Below are 18,002 nucleotides of genomic sequence, written 5' to 3'. Positions count from 1 at the left end.
TCGCCGAATACTGTGCTCTTCAGGCGTCCGGCGGCTTGTCCGCCCCGTCTGCCGGTGACACTCCGGCCGCAAGGCCGTCGAACGGAGTAGACATGGACGTTGCAATCAAATCCATCCGACCCAGCAAGCCCGCCGACAGGCAGCCCGAGAGCCGTCCGGCCGAGCTTGATCCTGCCGAATTCCTCGCGGCGGCCGTCCGCGCCGACCAGCCGCGCCCCGCGCGTGCCGAGGCGGAAGCTGCCGTGAAGACGCTGCTTGCCTATATCGGCGAGAACACCGAGCGCGAGGGCCTGCTCGACACACCGCGCCGCGTGGTCGAGGCCTTCGACGAGCTCTACCAGGGCTATCACCAGTGTCCGGCCGAGGTGCTCGACCGCACCTTCGGCGAGACCGCCGGCTACGACGACTTCGTGCTGGTGCGCGACATCGAGTTCACGTCCCAGTGCGAGCACCACATGATGCCGTTCTACGGCAAGGCGCACATCGCCTATACGCCGGTGGAACGCGTCGTCGGCCTGTCCAAGCTGGCGCGCCTGACCGACATCTTCGCCCGCCGGCTCCAGACCCAGGAGCATCTGACGGCGCAGATCGCGGCCGCGATCGACGAGATCCTGAAGCCGCGTGGCGTTGCCGTCCTGATCGAGGCCGAGCATACCTGCATGTCGGTGCGTGGCGTTGCCAAGCATGGCGCCTCCACCTTCACCAGCCGCTACACCGGCATGTTCCGCGACAATCCGGCGGAGCAGGCCCGTTTTCTGTCCATGGTGCGAGGCCTGACGCGCTGACCTCGCGAACAGACCAAGCGAGGACGTACGTGTCCGCTCACTCCCACGACCTTGAAGAAGGCCTCGACTTCCGGCCGAAATTCGATGCGGCCGGTCTCGTCACCTGCGTCGCAACCGATGTCGCGACCGGCGACGTGCTGATGGTCGCGCATATGAACGACGAAGCCTTGCGCAAGACCATCGCGACCGGCGAGGCCTGGTATTTCAGCCGCTCGCGCAACGCCTTGTGGCGAAAAGGTGAGAGTTCAGGTCAGACCCAGCAGGTGATCGAGATTCGCACCGATTGCGACCAGGACGCGGTCTGGCTTCGCGTCGAGCAGATAGGGGCTGCCTGCCACACCGGCCGCCGGTCCTGCTTCTATCGCAAGGTGGAGGCCGAGGGCGGTGGTGCGAAGCTCGTCTTCGTCGACGCCGAGCGGCTGTTCGATCCGAGCGCGGTGTACAAAAAGTAACGTCGTGGCACGCGAAGCGGGCCCCGGAATGCGGATGGCCACAACGAAGAAGGTCCGGACCCTGCCGGGGCTTCTTTGGGAACTGCATCCGCTGTCGGATCAGTACTTCGCGGTCACAGGTCCAGCCCAATTGAAGCGGTAGACGAGTTCGCTGCGCACGTTGTGCTCGCGGAATTTCTCGGTTACCGAAAATCCGGTTGGGCCTCCGCCCAGGCCGGGCGTGAAGCTGACGGGCACATTTGCCCGATCGAATTCCGAATAGCGATACTCGGTCTTCCAAAAGAGCCCACGCAGGAAGCCCAAGGCATACTCGTCGCCGGCACCGATGAACCATCCACCTTTGGTAGTCCCAGGCATATTAACAGAAGGCGTAGCAAGTGTGGGGACGAACAGATCCGCCGATTGCCAATGGGCCTGTGTGTAGCCGGCCGAGACATAAGTCAGCAATTGCGGTAACATCGCATAGCCGGCTCGGGCGCCTACGGCCCACTGTCCATCCTGTTTCTGCGAGCCGGCGGTCCTGCCCCCAGCACCGTTGAATCCAATGTCGCCCTTCACATCCATGAAGTCATAGTCGCCGAAGGCGCCGACAAGCCACTTGCTGAACTGGTAGTCGCAGCCGGCCTGAACCGTGCCAAACCAACCATACGCACCGGCGGATTCATTGCCACTGGCGGCAAGCCCCGTCGCGGTTACATACTCGTTGTGGTCGTTCGCTGTGTAGGCGGCGCCGCCGCCAGCGCCGACATAGCAGCCTGTCCAGTTCGCGGCCGGAGCAGCAGCAACCGGAGCCTTTGTGTAGAGCTTTGAAGCCGGATCGGCTGCTGCGGTCGCAGAGCCGCCCCAGTTGAAGCGGTAGACGAGCTCGCTGCGGACGCTGTGCTCGCGGAATTTTTCGGTCGTCAGGATCGCGGTTGGCGGGGCGGCGAAAGGCGTGTAAGCCACAGGAACAGTGGTCCGATCAAATTCGGAGTAACGGTATTCGGTCTTCCAGAACAGGCCGGGCAGCAAGCCCAAGGCATACTCGTCGCCGGCACCGATGAACCAGCCACCCAGGGTCGCTCCGGGCAAGTTGAGGGGAATAAAGCCAGGAGCGAGATCCGTCGACTGCCAATGCGCCTGCGTGTAGCCCGCCGAAACGTAAGTCAGCAACTGCGGCAACACCACGTAGCCGGCACGCGCACCCACAGCCCATTGCCGGTCCTGCTTCTGCGAGCCGACCCTCCGTGCGAACTGGAAGGAGCCGTCGAACCCAAGATCGCTTGTCACGTCCATGACGTCGTAGTCCGCAAAGCCACCGACAACCCAGTTGCTGAACTGGTAGTCGCATCCGCCCTGGATCGTGCCGAACCAGCCGCGCCCACTGGCGGTCTCATTGCGATCAAAGAAAGGTGTGCTCGCTGATCGATCATCATGATCATTGGCCGTGTAGGCACCACCGCCGCCGGCACCGACGTAGCAGCCGGTCCAACTTGCGACCGGAACGGCAGCAACCGGCGCCTTGAGGGTCGCCAGGTCTGCCGCCGACGCGGACCCCGTCATCGCCGCAACTGCGGTCAGACAGAGCACGAACTTTCTCATCTTCAATCTCCAGCAGTAAGACCAAGGCGGTTGGGCATTTCATCCATCGTCGCAAACTAGAACGGAGCGGGCGGGGATAGCTTGGACGGGAGTGAAGCGCGGATAGGACTGGAGGGAAATCCGCGCAGGTTCTGCGCACGCGATGTAAAAATCACACAGGGACCGGACAAAGGCGGGACGAAAAGCGCTCGCGTGGGGTGCACGCATCGTGGCGACGAGAATGACGACGTCTGCTATTCGGTCACGTCTCCATTCAGGCCGGCGGCGAGGCCACGAGATAACCCCCGGCATGAGTGGCATCGGTCGACGTGGCGCCCCGGCGATTCTTGACTATCCGGCGGGGGGCGCGGCTTGTGGACATTCGGCTGCGGCGCAAGCTGATCGGCGCGTCGCCGACACAGGTTCGCGCGGCGTCCCGCGCCCCGGAATGACCGGGGGCGTCCGACAAATTTTTTTAACCCCGCATTAACCATAAATGTCCCACGGTGGGACGATCAGGCCGCCGAATTGCCGGCGCCGCTCAACGCCGCGCGGGGCGCGCAAGTCCATCATGTCGGTCGACAATTCCAGCGCCTCGCAGACAGCCGCGACCGACGGCTTCAGGCGCGTCGCTGGCGCGATCAAGCACGGCTCCAACCAGACCGGCGTCAGCTTCGAATACATGCTGACCACCGCCAAGATGGAATCGGATTTCGATCCCTCCGCCGGCGCCAGCACCTCGTCCGCCCATGGCCTTTATCAGTTCATCGACCAGACCTGGCTCGGTACGGTGAAGGAGGCGGGCCCCCAACTCGGCTATGGCAATTATTCCGATGCCATCACCAGGACGTCGTCCGGCAGCTACACCGTCGATGATCCCTTCATGAAGCGCTCGATCATGAAGCTGCGCGACGATCCGGAGGCCGCATCCAGCATGGCCGCGGCGCTGACGCAGTCCAACAGTTTCAAGCTCACCGGTCTGCTCGGTCGCCGGCCGTCCGACAGCGAGCTCTACATGGCGCATTTCATGGGCGTCGGTGGCGCGGCGAAACTGATCGCCAATGCCGAGGACAATCCGCAAGCTGTCGGTGCGCGGCTGTTTCCCAATGCGGCATCCGCGAACCGCTCGATCTTCTATGCCAAGGACGGCCGTGCGCGCAGCGTCTCCGAAGTCTATTCGGTGCTGAATGCACGTTACGCCAGCGCTGCGAACGCCAGATCGACGCGCAGCGCCATGGCGATGTATGGCGACACACCGTCGACCACGCAGGTTGCCGCCGCCAACGGCGTGCAGCCCACCGCGCCGATGGTCAACAGCGCTGCCTATCTGCAGACCTTCCCTGACTCACGCTCAGTGACGCCCGTGAGCGCGACAACTTCGACGACGGTTGCGGATAGTACGCCGACTGCACCGGCGTTCCGATCGATCTATCAGCCGGGCGAAGCGACGCAGCCGGTCTCGACGACGGTGCAGAAATTGTGGGGCAACAACGCTTCGCTGACGTCCATTGCGTCCACCACGCCGGACGTGCGGCCGCCGCAGCCGCTCGATCTCTTCAGCGATCGCAGTGGCACGTTCTCGAGTTAGCGCGCGGCAAGGCCTCTGGGCTGCTTCCAGGCCTTAACAAATCATCAATAAAACCAGCCAGTTATGGTGAACGCTTTGTTAAGCGTCGTGGTTTATTTTGTGTTGCAGGTGACGCGCCGTCACCGTTTCGTTTTTCGTTGCGTAAGCCGGAAGCAGCATGATTGTTCGGCAGTTCATCAATTGGATCAGGACCGCGCCCGCCGGCGAGCGGGCGGAGGCAACGCGGGCATTGGCCCGGGCCTGGCTGATCTCGGACCTTTCCCATGACGACCGTGTCGCCGCCGAAGGCGCGCTGCTGATGTTGCTCGACGATCCCTCGCCGCTGGTGCGGCAGGCGATGGCCGAGGCCTTTGCGCGCAGCACGGATGCGCCGGCATCGATCGTGCGGGCGCTGTCGGCGGACCAGCCGACCGTGGCGCTGCCAGTGCTTGAACATTCGCCGCTGCTGATCGATGCCGATCTCGTCGACATCGTTGCGACCGGCAATGACGAGGTGCAATGTGCGGTCGCGCGTCGCATCGCGCTGCCGGTCTCCGTCTGCGCCGCCATCGCCGAGGTCGGCTGCGCGGCGGCCGCGCTGGAATTGATCGAAAATCCCCACGCGGAGCTGGCGCCGTTCTCCTGGACGCGCATTGTCGAGCGTCACGGCCATCTCGCGGCGATCCGCGAGGCAATGCTGGTGCTGGACGACATTCCAGCCGCGACGCGCGCCGCGCTGGTCGCGAAGCTTTCCGAGACGTTGGCGCAATTCGTCGTGGCGCGGAACTGGCTCAGCGCCGACCGCGCCGAGCGCGTGACGATCGAGGCGCGCGATCGCTCCACCATCAACATCGCAGCACGCTCGCGCGGCGACGACATGCAAGGCCTGGTGAAGCATCTGCGTATCACCGGACAGCTCACCGCGGGCCTGATCCTGCGCGCGCTGCTGTCGAGCAATCTCGACCTGTTTGACGCGGCCCTTGCCGAATTGGCCGACCTGCCGCTGGCGCGCGTCACCGCGCTGCTGCACGACCGCGGCGGCAACAGCCTGCAGGCGCTGCTCCGTCGCGCCGGATTGCCGGAGACGACGTTCGCGGCATTCCAGGTCGCGCTCGATGCCTGTCACGAGCAGGGCTTTGTCGACACCGACGACACCGCGGCGCGCCTGCGCCGCCGCATGGTCGAGCGCGTGCTCACCCATTGCGAGACCGACCGCGGCGCCACCGAGCCGCTCATGGTCCTGCTCCGCCGCTTCGCCACCGAATCCGCGCGCGAAGAGGCGAGGCTGTTCTGCGACGAGCTGGTCGCAGAAGACGCAGTTGATCCCAGGTATGACGATCTGATCGCCGCGTAGACAGGTGGGTAGGGTGGATTAGCCGAAGGCGTAATCCACCATCTTACTTTCCGTTTAGACAGAGAAGAGGTGGGGTTACGCTTCGCTAACCCGCCCTACCACGCTTGCAATACCAGTGAGCCGCTACTCCGCCGGCACGATGCTCGGTGCCAGGATCACTTCGAGATGCTCGGGACGGTCGCGGTTGACATCGGCGAGATAGTCGTCGGCGACCTTGCGTAAGCGGCGGCTGAGTTCGGCGGAGACGCTGATGCTGTCGAGCTTGGTGTTCTCGTGCACGATAGCGAGGATCGCGTTGATGTGGTGCGTGAACAGCTCGGCCGGCACTCTTTCCAGATCCGGCGCGTGTTCGATCACGCGGCAGAGGCTCTCGGCGACCCCGGCAGCGGCCGGAAAACCGAACGTGGCGGCGTCGCCCTTGATGTCGTGTGCGGCATGGAACAGCTCGTCACGCCGTTCCTTGGTGAAGCCGTCGTTGCGGATGGCGACGTAGGCGGTCGAGAGCCGATTGACCTCGGTGGTCATCCAGTCCTTGAACTCGCTGGACAGGCCGGCAAGCGCCTGCTCGGCGCGGCCGACCGGATCGTCCATGTCCTTTTCCTCGACCCGGCGCAGAACTTTACGCAGCGGATTGGGCTGCGTGATGACCTGATGCGTGGCGAAGGCCTTGACCTCGATGTCCTTTGCGCTGTTCTTCGCCATGATGCCTGCCTCGTCGTGTCTGACGTTGCGCTAGATGGAGGAGCGGGCCTTGTCGAGCAGCGAGGGCTGCTGGAGCACCTCGTGCTTTTCGCCGACGCGGCGCTCCGGGCCCATATAGGCGGAGTTGGTGTTGCGGCGCCGGTCCGGACCGAAATAGGTCTTGGTCTTGATGAAGGGACGGGGACTGGCGACGACGTTGAGGATGCGCTGGTAAAGGCCCTTGGCCGAGATCGGCTTGGCCAGGAATTCGGTGACGCCGGCATCGCGCGCGACGGTGACGCGGCGCTTCTCGGAATGACCGGTCAGCATGATGATCGGCGCGTAAGGATTACCCTTGGATTCCGGCTGCCGGATCATCTGCGCGAGCTCGAGCCCGTCGAAGATCGGCATCGCCCAGTCGGTGATGACGATATCGGGCACATAGTGGCTGTACATTTCGAGCGCGGTCGCGCCGTCCTCTGCCTCGTACACCTCGCGGGCGCCGAACGAATGCAGCAGCGTCCGCAGAATGCGGCGCATGTGCGGATTGTCGTCGCAGACGAGAAAGCGCAGCTTGTTGAAGTCGATGCGAAACATGACGCCCGGGCCAAAGCGGTCAACCTTCGTTAACCATATCGTGCCGAGGGTTAACGAAGCGTTGCGAAAGGGCGCCCGGGCAGCGGCTCAATACCCGAACTGCTCGCGCAAAATGCGCTCTTCCAGGCTGTGGCCGGGGTCGAACAGCATGCGCATCGAGATGGTCTTGTCCGACAGGATCTCGACGCGCCGGACCCTGCGCACTTCCTCGTGGTCGGCGACCGCGGCGACGGGCCGCTTGTCGTCTTCGAGCACCTCGATCACGACATAGGCGGTGTTGGGGAGCAGGGCGCCTCGCCAGCGCCGCGGCCGGAAGGCGCTGATCGGCGTCAGCGCCAGCAGTGCCGCGTTGATCGGCAGGATCGGGCCCTGCGCCGACAGATTGTAGGCGGTCGAGCCTGCCGGCGTCGCCACGATGATCCCGTCGGCAATCAGCTCCGGCATGCGCTCGCGCTCGTCAATCAGGATGCGCAGGCGCGCCGCCTGGGAGGTCTGGCGGAACAGGTAGACCTCGTTGATGGCGTGGTGCAGGTGGACGCGGTCGTTGACGTCGGTCGCGCGCATCAGCAGAGGATTGATTTCGGATTCATGCGCCGCCTCGAGCCGCCCGCGCAGGTCGTGCGCCGAGTACTCGTTCATGAGGAAGCCGACCGTGCCGCGGTGCATGCCGTAGATCGGCTTGCCCGAGCGCATATGATGGTGCAGCGTCTGGAGCATCAAGCCGTCGCCGCCGAGGGCGACCACGACGTCGGCCTCGTCGGGATTGCAATTGCCGTATTGCGCCGTGAGCTGGTGGAAGGCGGCCTCTGCCTCGTTGCTCGGGCTGGCGACGAAGGCGATCCGGTCGTATCGCGATGGCTTGGTCATGGCTTCCGGGGCAGGGCCGCTGGCTTGAGAAAGTTCCGCCGAGGTCGTCTATACGACCTGGGCCTGTATTGTCGAGGATGACCGGCCGGCAAGGCAAACGCGGGGCCGGCCAGGCATTCGCGGTTCTGGGCAAAACCGGGCGGAAAAGCCAGTCTCCAGCCTCCGATCCCCCAAACCGTCGCAATTGGCGGCTAAAGCTGTGACCAACGAATTGAGCGCGCAGGCGGGGCAGGGAGAACAATCATGATCATGAGTTTGCCGACGCTGCGTCGCGTTGGACTGGCGCTGGCGCTGGCGCTGGCGGTCTCGGCGTTCGCGCTCGCCGGCCTGGCGCGCGCGGACGATCCGCCGCAGCCGCGCAACGAGGCGCCCGTGCCTGCGGGACAGAAGGGCGGCGGACGCGGTGGAAATGCGCAGAGTACCGCGCAGCCCTCGCCGTCTGCCGCTGAACAGCATCGTCTGCCCGCAGACTCCACCACCAAGCAGACCCTCGATCTGCCCGGCCGCACCCTCAACTTCGCCGCGACCGCAGGCTCCATCCGCGTGTTCGACGAGAAGGGCGAGCCGCTCGCCGACATCGCCACCACGTCCTACGAGCTCGACGGCGCCGACCGCGCCGCGCGCCCGGTGACGTTCCTGTTCAACGGCGGCCCCGGCGCGTCTTCGGCGTGGCTTCAGTTTGGCGCGGCCGGACCATGGCGGCTGCCGCTCGACGGTGAGGGACTATCGCCGTCGGCCTCGCCCGAGGTGAAGCCGAACGCGGAGACCTGGCTCGACTTCACCGATCTCGTCTTCATCGATCCCGTCGGCACCGGTTACAGCCGTCTCGTCGCGAGTGGGGAAGATGCCCGCAAGCGGTTCTATTCGGTCGACGGCGACGTCAATTCGATCGCGCTCGTCATTCGCCGGTGGCTCGAGAAACACGGCCGGCTGACATCGCCGAAATATGTCGCGGGCGAGAGCTATGGCGGCATTCGTGGACCGAAGGTCGTGCGGCAGTTGCAGCAGCAGCATGGCGTCGGCGTCAAAGGCTTGATCCTGGTGTCGCCGCTGCTGGATTTCCGCGAATTCACCGGCACGAGCCTTCTGCAATATGTCGCGAGCCTGCCGAGCTATGCGGCGGTGGCGCGCGAAGCCAAGGGACCGGTCAAGCGCGCCGATCTCGCCGATGTTGAGGCCTACGCGCGCGGCGAATTCCTGGCCGATCTCGTCAAGGGCGAGGCGGACAGCGAAGCCTCCAATCGTGTGGCCGATAAGGTCGCCGAGCTCACCGGCATCGACCAGGCGGTGAGCCGAAGGCTCGCCGGCCGCTTCGACGTCAGTGAATTCCGCCGCGAATTCGATCGCAAGAACGGCATGGTGACCGGTCGCTATGACGGATCGGTTCGTGGCCTCGATCCCTATCCGGATTCGAACAGTTCGCGTTTTGGTGACCCCTCGGGCGATGCGCTGCAGGCGCCGCTGACGAGCGCCGCTGTCGATGTGCTCACGCGAAAACTCAACTGGCGGCCGGATGGCTCCTATGAAGTCCTCAACGGCGCCGTCGAGCGCAACTGGGATTTCGGCGGCGGCATCAACCCGCCGCAATCGCTGTCGGAGCTGCGTCAGATCCTCGCCAACGATGCTAAGCTGAACGTGCTGGTCGCGCACGGTCTGTTCGATCTCGCTACGCCCTATTTCGGTACGAAGCGTGCGCTCGACCAGTTGCCCGCCTTCGTGACGTCGCGCGTCAAGTTCGTCGTCTATCCCGGCGGACACATGTTCTATTCGCGCGACGGGTCGCGGCAGGCGCTGCGCGGCGAGGTCGAGGCTTTGATCAGGGAGTAGGGCGCCTCTTGCGCGGCGGGTAGCGCCGCTCGATTTCGCGCGCCACGACGCCGGCAGGTTTGAGGTTTGCTCCCCCCAGCCAGACGTCGCTGACATTGCCGCGTCCGTTGCGGACGCGGCGCACGGGTTCGCCGTGGCTGGAATAACCGGCAGCCCAGACGAGCTTGCCGGCGTCGCGGCCGGTGACCTCGATCTCGGCGGCATCCATGAACGGATTGTTGAACTGCGGATTGGCGACCAGCACGCGGTTGCCGACGGGTACCAGATCGTTCGCGCCCCAGATCGTCCACCAGCGGCCGGTCCAGTCGCGTACGCGCCGGTCGGGTGCGCCGCGGGTCTTGAAAACGCGCAGGATCTGCATCGCGCCGTCCATCCAGAGCGGCGCGACGCCGTCGATGGAGTTGCTGAGGATGCTGATCGCGAGTTCGCAGCCGGGAATGGAGCAGGTCCGGGAGATGTAGCCCTGAAAGCCGCCGCCGTGGCCGAACCAGTCCCAGCCGTCGGTCTTTCCGGCGTTGACGCCGAAGCCGTAATGGGCCTCGAAGCTCTGCGGGACGCGCCAGTGATTTCGCGTCATCTCACGGCGGCTCGCGACCGACAGCACGCTCTTCTTCGCATTGGGAGCGAGCTGGGCGAAGAATCGCGCAGTGTCCGCGGCCGTGGCAACGAAACCTGCGGCGGATGCCATGGCGTGCGCGGGATTGTCGCCTGGGATCACGCAGCGTTCGCCGAACGGCAGGCGTCGCGTGTGGCCGCGCGCAAACAATGCGCCCTTGGGAAGCGGCACATTCGGTTCGGTCTCGCGCAGGCCGGCAGGCTCGATGATCTCGTGCTTGATCCAGGCGGGATAGGACTCCTTCGTGATTGCTTCGATGACGAGGCCCATCAGGGCAAAGCCGTGGTTCGAATATTTGAAACGGGTGCCTGGCTCGATCGCGGTCGGCAGCTTCAAATCCGCGAGCAGCTCCTTTGCATTGAGATAGGGACGGCTGTCGATGAACTGGCCGGAGTCGGCGCCGTCGCGCGTCAGCCCGGCGCTGTGCGAGAGCACCTGCGCAATCGTGGTCTCGGCGACCCGCGGATGCAGGCCGCTGACATATTGGCCGACGGGATCGTCGAGCCGGAGCTTGCGCTGCTCGCGCAGCTTCATGATGCCGGCGGACGTGAAGCTCTTCGAGTGCGAGGCGATGCGGAAGCGGTGGCGCGGCGTGAGCTTCTCGCCGGTGTCGAGATTGGCGAGCCCGAATGCATGCTCGGCGACGACTTCGCCGCGATGCACGAATGCAACCAGGACACCGGGCTGCTGGAAGGCGGTCTGCTGGAATTCAATCCAGGAGCCGATGTAGTCGATCGCGGATCGCAGCCACGTGTCCATTGCGCTACCGGTTTGCGAGGGGAATGGGTGCGCGAAGGCTAGCCGAGAAAGCAGAACGGGCACAACCCGGAAGGTTGTGCCCGTTCGCGTCAAGCCAAGCCGTGAAGTCTCAGTAGACGAGCGTCGCGCCGGTCGGCTTGTCGAGTGCGGCAGCCAGCGAGCGATACTCGGAGCTGTCGGTGCCGGCGAGCATGGCGATCTTGTTCAGGTGGTACTGCGCCTGTTCGCGGTTGCCCTGCTCGAGCTGCCAGAGGCCGTAATACTGCCAGGTGCGGACGTGGTTCGGATCGTCCTTCAGCGCGATCTCGTAATAGACCTTCGAGGACTGGTAGTCGCCGAGCTTGCGATAGGAGTAGCCGATCAGGTTCGCGACGTCGGCGACGTCGTCACGCTTGAGCTGCTTCAGCTGGCCGATCGCGCTCGTATAATCGTGGTTGTCGTAGATCGTGGTGTAGGCGGTGCGATAGGCCGCGAGGAATTTGGGATCGCTGACCGAGGAGCTCTTCTTCTTGCCCTTCTTGGTCGAGGTATCAGACTTCGGCGGCGAGGAGGGCTCGTCACTGCCCGCGGCATAGGCGCTGGTCAGGGCCGGTCCGGCCGCCAAGCTCACGGCGACAAGTCCCGGCACAAGAAGCGTTGAGAGTTTGCGCATTGAAGTTCTCCCGAATGGAACGTGGCGATCCTACACGATTGCCCAAAGACCGGAACACCCGGCCGGCAAAAACATTCCCGGCACCCGAGCCTATTCGCCATTCCTGAGATGACAAACTTGTCATCCAGATGAACGGAGGCTGGCCGCGCGCTTCAGACTGGGTTCAGTGCGCCCCCACTAGGCTCTGACCCATGATCGAAGAGTTGGCGAGAGGGCGCCGCCTCAAGATCCTTCCAAGAGGAGACCAACCATGTTGAAGACCATTTCCGCAGCTTTGCTCGCCGCCTCCGTCATCGCAGCCCCGGCCTTCGCCGCGGATGCCGCCAAGACCACGACCAAGACCACCACGACCGCGCCGGTGATCAAGGCGGACCAGACCCAGAGCAAGGTCTCGACCACCGCGGCCAAGCCCGACGCCGGCGTCAAGGCTGATGCCAAGACGGATGCCAAGACGGCCGACGTCAAGTCGAGCGCCAAGGTCGATACCAAGACGAAGGCGATGAACGCCAACGCCGCGGTCACGCCGGACGAGCACAAGACCGTGCGGACTCACCGCCATCACCACAAGCATCTGTCGGCCAAGAAGTCGCTGAAGACGCCGTCGGACCTCACCAAGCCGGTGACCACCGAGAAGCGCAGCTAACCCCTGACCCCAGCGAGGCGGCATCCCTGACATTGCCCGCCGCCTCGCGCGGAGTTCAGGCCCGGCCCGTTCGTCATGCTTCACGCGAAAGCGCGAAGTTCTGGCGGCGGGCCGGTGCGCTGTTTGCCGCAAATGAAATCTCCCCGTTTCGAGATTCACGATCGGGCATCGCCAAAACAACCCCATGCACAGTAGACGACGATAGGTGAATCAATGGGTTGATGAACATCAATCTACGGATTTTGCGAATCCGGTTGACTCGTCGGGCAAAACATCTCTAGACCTGCATCATTGCAATTCTGAGGCTGGACCACTCCAGGTCGATTGAGCGGCGAGCGCGAACTGTGAGGCGATTGGCGAAACGCGCGGCGAGGCTGGCATCGGTCCTGGCGCTGCCCCTGACGCTCGCGGCCTGTTTTGGCAGCGACAGTGACCGCCCATCCCTGATGGAGGGCGGCCAGGCTGGAGGGCCGCAGCCGTTCCCCGACAATTTCCGTACCGACACGGTGGCCCTGATGCGCGCCTATCTCAACAATCCGGTCGGCGTGCGCGAGGCCAGCATGGCCGATCCGGTGCTGCGCGAGGTCGGCGGGCGGCAGTTCTATATCAGCTGCCTGCACTTCACGCCGCGCGAGGCCGACGGCGGCTACAAGGGCATGCGCGAACGGGCCGCCATCTTCGTCAACGGTCGGGGCGACCGCATCGTCGACCGCACGAGCGAGATCTGCGCAGGCGCGGTTTACGCACCCTTTCCAGAACTGGAAAAGATGACGCGGTAACGCAAAGCCGGCCTTCATCGCGCAGTGCTAGGACAGGTGCTGCCGGAGCCGCTGCATCACATTTCGGCGAGCTTTGAACGGGGTGGTTTCGCCTTGCGACAAATCCTTATGGTGGGTCTTGCCCAAACGATAAAATCGGTCGGCGCAAGCGGACGTGATGGAACAAAATCGCGATGTTGCCACCCCGTCACAGTCACGAACGATCAACGTTCCGGCATCGCCGCGAAGCAACCAAAATCACGCCACGTTGTTTCCTGAGGGTCGATTTGAAAGAACGGGGATGACAATGAAAACGATTTTGCTCGGTGCCGCGGCTCTGCTGGCCCTGGCCGCGCCGGCGGCCGCTGCCGACATTCAGCCGCGCACCTACACCAAGGCTCCGGCCTACACGCCGCCGCAGCTGATCTACAACTGGACCGGCTTCTACATTGGCGGCCATGTCGGCGGGGCCTTCGCCGGCGACACCACCTTCCAGTCCAGCGACGCCCGCTTCCTGGGCGGCGTGCAGGGCGGCTTCGACTACCAGTTCGCGCCCAATTGGGTTCTGGGTATCGAGGCCCAGTATTCCTGGCTGCCGACCAACAACAAAGGTGTCGCGTTCCCGCTGGGCACGCAGGTGACGTCGAACACCGACCAGCTCGGGTCGGTGACCGGTCGCCTCGGCTACACCTGGGGCCCGGCGCTGCTCTACGCCAAGGGCGGTTACGCATGGCGCAACGGCGGCCTCGGCGTCAACATCGCCGGCGTGCCGCAAGCCTTCACGACCACCGGCAACAGTAAGGATGGTTATACCGTCGGCGCCGGCCTCGAATACATGTTCGCGCCGAACTGGTCGGCCAAGGCCGAGTACCAGTATTACAATTTCGGCAGCACCACGATCACGTCAGGTCCGGCCGACGTGGTGGGCGTCCGCGGCCGGGACGACGAGCATACCGTCAAGGTCGGTGTGAACTATCGTTTCGGCTGGGGTGGTCCGGCAGCCTCGCGCTATTGAGCCGCAGCAAGCGGTACGACCACGGACTGACAAAGGCCGGCTTTCCGCCGGCCTTTCGTTTGACCGGCCGTGTTTGGCAAGCCGTGTTTGGATTGCGTGAACCATCTGGCGCGTCATTTGCAAGCAAACAGTCTGGCGCGCGCATTCTCACGCGTGTCACGGGGATCGGGTAAAGCAAAAATAATTTTTGCGACTTACGGAACTCGCGCTCCGGTACGCGTATTAGGGGATTACCGGGCTGGTGGGATGGCGAACATGCGTATCTTGGCGTCGGTCGTGGTGCTCGCGTGCTTTGTCGCGCTGCCTTGTTCTGCCCAAACAATCCTCAAATCCGAGCCTCTGATGTTGGCACCTTACGAGGTCGCCTTCGTCAAGGACCTGTCCTGTCCGTATGGCAAGGTGCTGAAGGTCACCGGAGCGATCCGCGGGCTGCACCGCCGCAAGGCCTGTGTGTCGCTGGCCGGTGAGCAGGCGTCGCTGGCGACCGCGACCCCCTGAGCCCTCCGACCGCCTCGGACCTCCTGGCCGATCTCACGAGCCGAGCTGAAGCTCGATCCTGGACGCCCGCTCGGCGTCCGCCTTGTTCTGGGCGGGGTCCTCGCCATGGGCGGCCCGGCAGGCTCTGATCTCATAGTCATTGTCGAGCACCCGGCGGGGGCCGTGCCGCTCCTCATCGGCGCTGACGTCCACGACCAGGCCGCTCCGTTGCGCGAGCTGCCAGACATCGGCTTCATCAGGATAGGCTTTGCTGATCTGGCTGTCGTTGCAAAACAGGGCGTAGGGCACGTCTGCCGCTCCAGGAAAGCGAAAGGAAACGCATCAACGAATTCATGCGGGAAGGGGTTCCGGCGCGATCACGGGGCCGTGAACGAAGCCGCAAGGCCCCTGGGTCCTGAGTCCTTAACGAGTCCTGAATCCGCGAGAAAAGATACTTTGTGACTCGTTTGGCGGAATCAGCGGATGTTTCCGGCCATGACGACCGACCTTAAAACCTGCTGCGGGCACATGCTGCTGCCACTGACGCTGGGATTGCTCGGCGCCTGTGCGGCCAATCTCTGGCTGGTCTGGTCCTGGCTATAGGCCACCCGCGGTGAGGCGGTGGGCCGCTTCACCTGTCTGCTTCCGGACGGATTGATGGGTCGCGGATCGCCGCGCGGAGCTTGCTCAAGGTCGCCGCACAATATTCCTCTCGCTCGCGCTCGAAGCGCTCCTGATGCTTCCTGAAACTGGCGATGCGAGCCTGCATCTCGCCGCGAAAATCGTTGCCGGTCCGTGGGGCAGACAAAGGCTGTGGAGCCGTGGCCGCCTGCGGGAGCGGATCGGCTTGCGGTGGCTCGAGCGCAACGGTCACGGACTGGACGGAGACGATTTCAGTGGTGAAGGTCGGTGCAATCGTACCGGTCGCCGGCCGACGGACATCGTCCTTCCTGCCGGACACCGATTGTACGAACGCCAGTGTCTGCGCGATCAGTGCGTCGCGTTCCCGGATCCACTTCATGATCCCACCACCCTGTTGGAGCCATTCCACCAAAGGCTGGACGCCGAATCAAGGAAGCTGTTGGCAAGGGATTGCATATTTTTCCCGATCATCTGACATTGGTCGCATGGATTCCATGGCCGACCCGTCGGACGAAGCGCAGGGCCTGCGGCTCGTGCGCGCCTTTCTGTCGCTGCCGCCGGAGAAGCGGGCGGAGGTGATCGCATTCGTCGAGGATCTGGTGCGCGCTCACGTCGCGCCCGTTGACGGCCGGGAGGCGACACCGACCTGATCGCGGCCGGGTTGCCCCTCAGCGTCCAAAGCTTGCGCGAAGCTTACGGGCAGCCGCCGAATGCGTATTTTTCCGCAGGGTTCCATTGAGTATTAAATTTTAACGTTAACGGGTTCCAATACCGCCGGACCGGTTAGGTCCATGGGACCTTAAGATTATTGGGCGGGGCAATGAGCTTTTTGAACAATTTGAAGATCGTCTTGAAGGTTGCGCTGATCGTGACCGTGATGGGCATTGCCCTGGTCGCCGTCGCGGGCTTCGGCATCCAAGAGCTGACGGCGACCGTCGATGGCTTCGGCGAACTGAGCGCCATGCAGTCGGCGGCCCTCAACCTCACCCGCGGCCAGCGTCGCATCGAGACCTATCATGCCGCGCTCTATGCGGTGTTCACCGAGACGACGGAAGCGGGCAACGCTGCCCGCCTGAACACGGCCAACCAGAACCGCAGCGAAATTCGTCAATATCTGGATGCGGCGGAGAAAGACGACCCGACGAGGGCGAACGAGATCAAGGGCATCAGCGACCAGCTGAAGGCCGTGTTCGCCGGCTGCGATCCGGTGCTGCAGGCCGGCGCGGCCGCCAGCAGCCCGGCGGAAAACGCCAAGGCTGCCGAGCGTGCGCACAAGGAGTGCGACCCGCTGATCGACGCATCGCTTGCGCGGGTCGCAAAGTTTACGGCCGATGTCAGCAAGGCAGTGGCCCAGCGCAGGGAAGTCATCAACCGCGACGCCAAATCCGCGATCTGGACCGTGATCAGCGTCAGCGCCGCCGGTCTGGTGCTCGGTATCGCGGTTGCGCTCTTCATTGGCCTTGTGGCGATGTCGAGGCCGATTGCCCTGCTCAAGCGCGCCATGGAAGGCCTGGCGCGCAATGATCTCAAGACCGAAGTGCCCGAGAAGGAGCGCGGTGACGAGATCGGCGATATGGCCAGGACGGTCGAGGTGTTCAAAACGAACGCCATCGAGGTCGAGCGCCTCAAGGCAGCACAGGTGGAAGTCGAGAAACAGGCCGCCGAGCAGCGCAAGCGCGACATGGTCAACCTGGCTGATGGTTTCGAGCGCGCGGTCGGCGAGATCATCGACACCGTGGGATCCGCGTCCACCGAGCTCGAGGCGTCGTCCTCGACGCTGGCCACCACCGCGCAGCGCGCGCAGGAGCTGACTTCGGTCGTCGCGGTTGCTTCAGGCGAAGCAACCAGCAATGTCCAGTCGGTTGCGACCGCGACCGAGGAATTGTCGTCGTCGGTCAACGAGATCAGCCGGCAGGTGCAGGAATCCGCACGGATGGCGAGCGAAGCCGTCAACCAGGCGCGCACCACCACCGAGCGCGTCAGCGAGCTCTCGGTTGCCGCGACGCGCATCGGCGACGTCGTCGAGCTGATCAACACCATTGCCGGCCAGACCAATCTGCTGGCGCTGAACGCCACCATCGAGGCGGCGCGCGCAGGCGAGGCCGGCCGCGGCTTTGCCGTCGTCGCCTCCGAGGTGAAGACGCTGGCCGAGCAGACCGCGAAAGCGACCGGCGAGATCAGTCAGCAGATCTCCGGCATCCAGAACGCCACCCAGGAATCGGTGACGGCGATCCGCGACATCTCCGCGACCATCGAGCGGCTGTCTGAAGTGTCCTCGACCATTGCCGCGGCCGTCGAGGAGCAGGGCGCCGCGACCCAGGAGATCTCGCGCAACGTGCAGCAGGCAGCGCACGGCACCCAGCAGGTCTCGACCAACATCACCGACGTGCAGCGCGGCGCGGCCGAGACCGGTTCGGCCTCGTCGCAGGTGCTCGCGACCGCGAAGATGCTGGCGACCGACAGCAACCGCTTGAAGGACGAGGTCGGAAAATTCCTGCGGACGGTGCGCGCCGCCTGAGCCCGCGCGACGAAGAAAGCCCGGCGGCTTCGCGCCGCCGGCACGCCGCGGCTCCTATTGCGGCAGCAGGAAAGCCATCGCGATCGCGAAAAGGAAAAGCATCGCGACGACAGCCGCGACGGCTCCGGCGATGACCTTGGCGCTGTCTCGGCTGGTGTGGGAAGGCATGCGGCGCGCATGCTACCTCATGTCGAACTCTGATCCAATCCATCGTCGTCGGGTTTCGGAACGA

The 18,002-nt window shown here is 64.2% G+C and carries 18 protein-coding genes and 1 pseudogene; 11 read left to right on the top strand and 8 right to left on the bottom strand.

All coding sequences use genetic code 11. The features are described from left to right. Positions 1-92 precede the first annotated feature (92 nt). Positions 93-785 (top strand): GTP cyclohydrolase I FolE, encoded by a 693-nt coding sequence (folE, locus tag JQ621_RS26635; RefSeq protein ID WP_212238635.1) that lies wholly within the window; start codon positions 93-95, stop codon positions 783-785. A gap of 29 nt (positions 786-814) precedes the next feature. Further along, the gene (gene hisI / locus JQ621_RS26630) at positions 815-1,237 is read left to right on the top strand and encodes a phosphoribosyl-AMP cyclohydrolase (RefSeq protein WP_212238632.1); all 423 of its coding nucleotides are present in this window, start codon (positions 815-817) and stop codon (positions 1,235-1,237) included. Between the two features lie 99 nt (positions 1,238-1,336). Here the strand turns inward: hisI and JQ621_RS26625 are convergent, their stop codons facing one another. After that, entirely contained in the window at positions 1,337-2,818 is a 1,482-nt protein-coding gene (locus JQ621_RS26625; protein WP_212238630.1) for an outer membrane protein, read from the bottom strand. Positions 2,819-3,325: 507 nt separating this feature from the next. On the opposite strand from JQ621_RS26625, the pseudogene JQ621_RS26620 reads away from it, so the two are divergent. Together JQ621_RS26620 and JQ621_RS26615 are read left to right on the top strand one after the other, a co-directional pair. Continuing rightward, a pseudogene (locus JQ621_RS26620) lies at positions 3,326-4,385 on the top strand (lytic transglycosylase domain-containing protein). A 157-nt stretch (positions 4,386-4,542) separates the two neighbouring features. After that, positions 4,543-5,718: a DUF2336 domain-containing protein gene (locus JQ621_RS26615; RefSeq protein WP_212238624.1), complete on the top strand. Its 1,176-nt coding sequence runs from the start codon at positions 4,543-4,545 to the stop codon at positions 5,716-5,718. A 123-nt stretch (positions 5,719-5,841) separates the two neighbouring features. Here JQ621_RS26615 and JQ621_RS26610 read toward each other — a convergent pair whose 3' ends face one another. From JQ621_RS26610 to JQ621_RS26600, 3 genes are all read right to left on the bottom strand, one after another. Further along, positions 5,842-6,420, bottom strand: a complete 579-nt coding sequence (locus JQ621_RS26610; RefSeq protein ID WP_212238622.1) for an Hpt domain-containing protein — start codon at positions 6,418-6,420, stop codon at positions 5,842-5,844. Positions 6,421-6,450: 30 nt separating this feature from the next. Continuing rightward, on the bottom strand, positions 6,451-6,996 hold the full coding sequence (locus tag JQ621_RS26605; RefSeq protein ID WP_008133731.1) for a response regulator: 546 nt from the start codon (positions 6,994-6,996) through the stop codon (positions 6,451-6,453). 87 nt (positions 6,997-7,083) lie between these two features. Beyond that, positions 7,084-7,863, bottom strand: a complete 780-nt coding sequence (locus JQ621_RS26600; protein ID WP_212238620.1) for an NAD kinase — start codon at positions 7,861-7,863, stop codon at positions 7,084-7,086. A gap of 243 nt (positions 7,864-8,106) precedes the next feature. On the opposite strand from JQ621_RS26600, the gene JQ621_RS26595 reads away from it, so the two are divergent. Beyond that, positions 8,107-9,690, top strand: coding sequence for a S10 family peptidase (locus JQ621_RS26595; RefSeq protein WP_212238618.1), 1,584 nt, complete (start codon positions 8,107-8,109; stop codon positions 9,688-9,690). Here the strand turns inward: JQ621_RS26595 and JQ621_RS26590 are convergent. Next, a complete protein-coding gene (locus JQ621_RS26590; protein ID WP_212238616.1) occupies positions 9,680-11,065 on the bottom strand; it encodes a serine hydrolase domain-containing protein in 1,386 nt (461 codons plus the stop codon). The two genes, JQ621_RS26595 and JQ621_RS26590, sit on opposite strands and share 11 nt — an antisense overlap. Positions 11,066-11,174: 109 nt before the next feature. Further along, a complete protein-coding gene (locus JQ621_RS26585; RefSeq protein WP_212238614.1) occupies positions 11,175-11,717 on the bottom strand; it encodes a tetratricopeptide repeat protein in 543 nt (180 codons plus the stop codon). A 250-nt stretch (positions 11,718-11,967) separates the two neighbouring features. Here JQ621_RS26585 and JQ621_RS26580 point away from each other — a divergent pair, with 250 nt between their 5' ends. The 4 genes from JQ621_RS26580 (at position 11,968) to JQ621_RS26565 (ending at position 14,631) form a co-directional block, all read left to right on the top strand. After that, positions 11,968-12,360 carry a His-rich protein BRANT gene (locus tag JQ621_RS26580; protein ID WP_212238612.1) on the top strand — a complete coding sequence of 131 codons (393 nt, stop codon included), beginning with the start codon at positions 11,968-11,970 and terminating at the stop codon, positions 12,358-12,360. A gap of 344 nt (positions 12,361-12,704) precedes the next feature. Then, positions 12,705-13,139, top strand: coding sequence for a hypothetical protein (locus tag JQ621_RS26575; protein WP_212238610.1), 435 nt, complete (start codon positions 12,705-12,707; stop codon positions 13,137-13,139). Between the two features lie 286 nt (positions 13,140-13,425). Further along, positions 13,426-14,133, top strand: coding sequence for an outer membrane protein (locus JQ621_RS26570; RefSeq protein WP_212238607.1), 708 nt, complete (start codon positions 13,426-13,428; stop codon positions 14,131-14,133). A gap of 255 nt (positions 14,134-14,388) precedes the next feature. Then, positions 14,389-14,631, top strand: a complete 243-nt coding sequence (locus JQ621_RS26565; protein WP_212238605.1) for a DUF6719 family protein — start codon at positions 14,389-14,391, stop codon at positions 14,629-14,631. A 33-nt stretch (positions 14,632-14,664) separates the two neighbouring features. Here JQ621_RS26565 and JQ621_RS26560 read toward each other — a convergent pair whose 3' ends face one another. Next, entirely contained in the window at positions 14,665-14,919 is a 255-nt protein-coding gene (locus tag JQ621_RS26560; RefSeq protein WP_212238603.1) for a hypothetical protein, read from the bottom strand. 322 nt (positions 14,920-15,241) lie between these two features. Further along, positions 15,242-15,631: a hypothetical protein gene (locus JQ621_RS26555; RefSeq protein WP_212238601.1), complete on the bottom strand. Its 390-nt coding sequence runs from the start codon at positions 15,629-15,631 to the stop codon at positions 15,242-15,244. Between the two features lie 106 nt (positions 15,632-15,737). On the opposite strand from JQ621_RS26555, the gene JQ621_RS26550 reads away from it, so the two are divergent. Next, entirely contained in the window at positions 15,738-15,902 is a 165-nt protein-coding gene (locus tag JQ621_RS26550; protein ID WP_212238598.1) for a hypothetical protein, read from the top strand. A 170-nt stretch (positions 15,903-16,072) separates the two neighbouring features. Beyond that, positions 16,073-17,770, top strand: a complete 1,698-nt coding sequence (locus JQ621_RS26545) for a methyl-accepting chemotaxis protein (RefSeq protein WP_212238595.1) — start codon at positions 16,073-16,075, stop codon at positions 17,768-17,770. Positions 17,771-18,002 lie beyond the last annotated feature (232 nt).

It is taken from the genome of Bradyrhizobium manausense (genome assembly GCF_018129685.1).
In the GTDB taxonomy this organism is placed as follows: Bacteria; Pseudomonadota; Alphaproteobacteria; order Rhizobiales; family Xanthobacteraceae; genus Bradyrhizobium; species Bradyrhizobium manausense_D.
The sequence above is the reverse complement of the archived record's forward strand: the minus strand, read 5'-3'. Positions and strand labels throughout refer to the sequence as shown.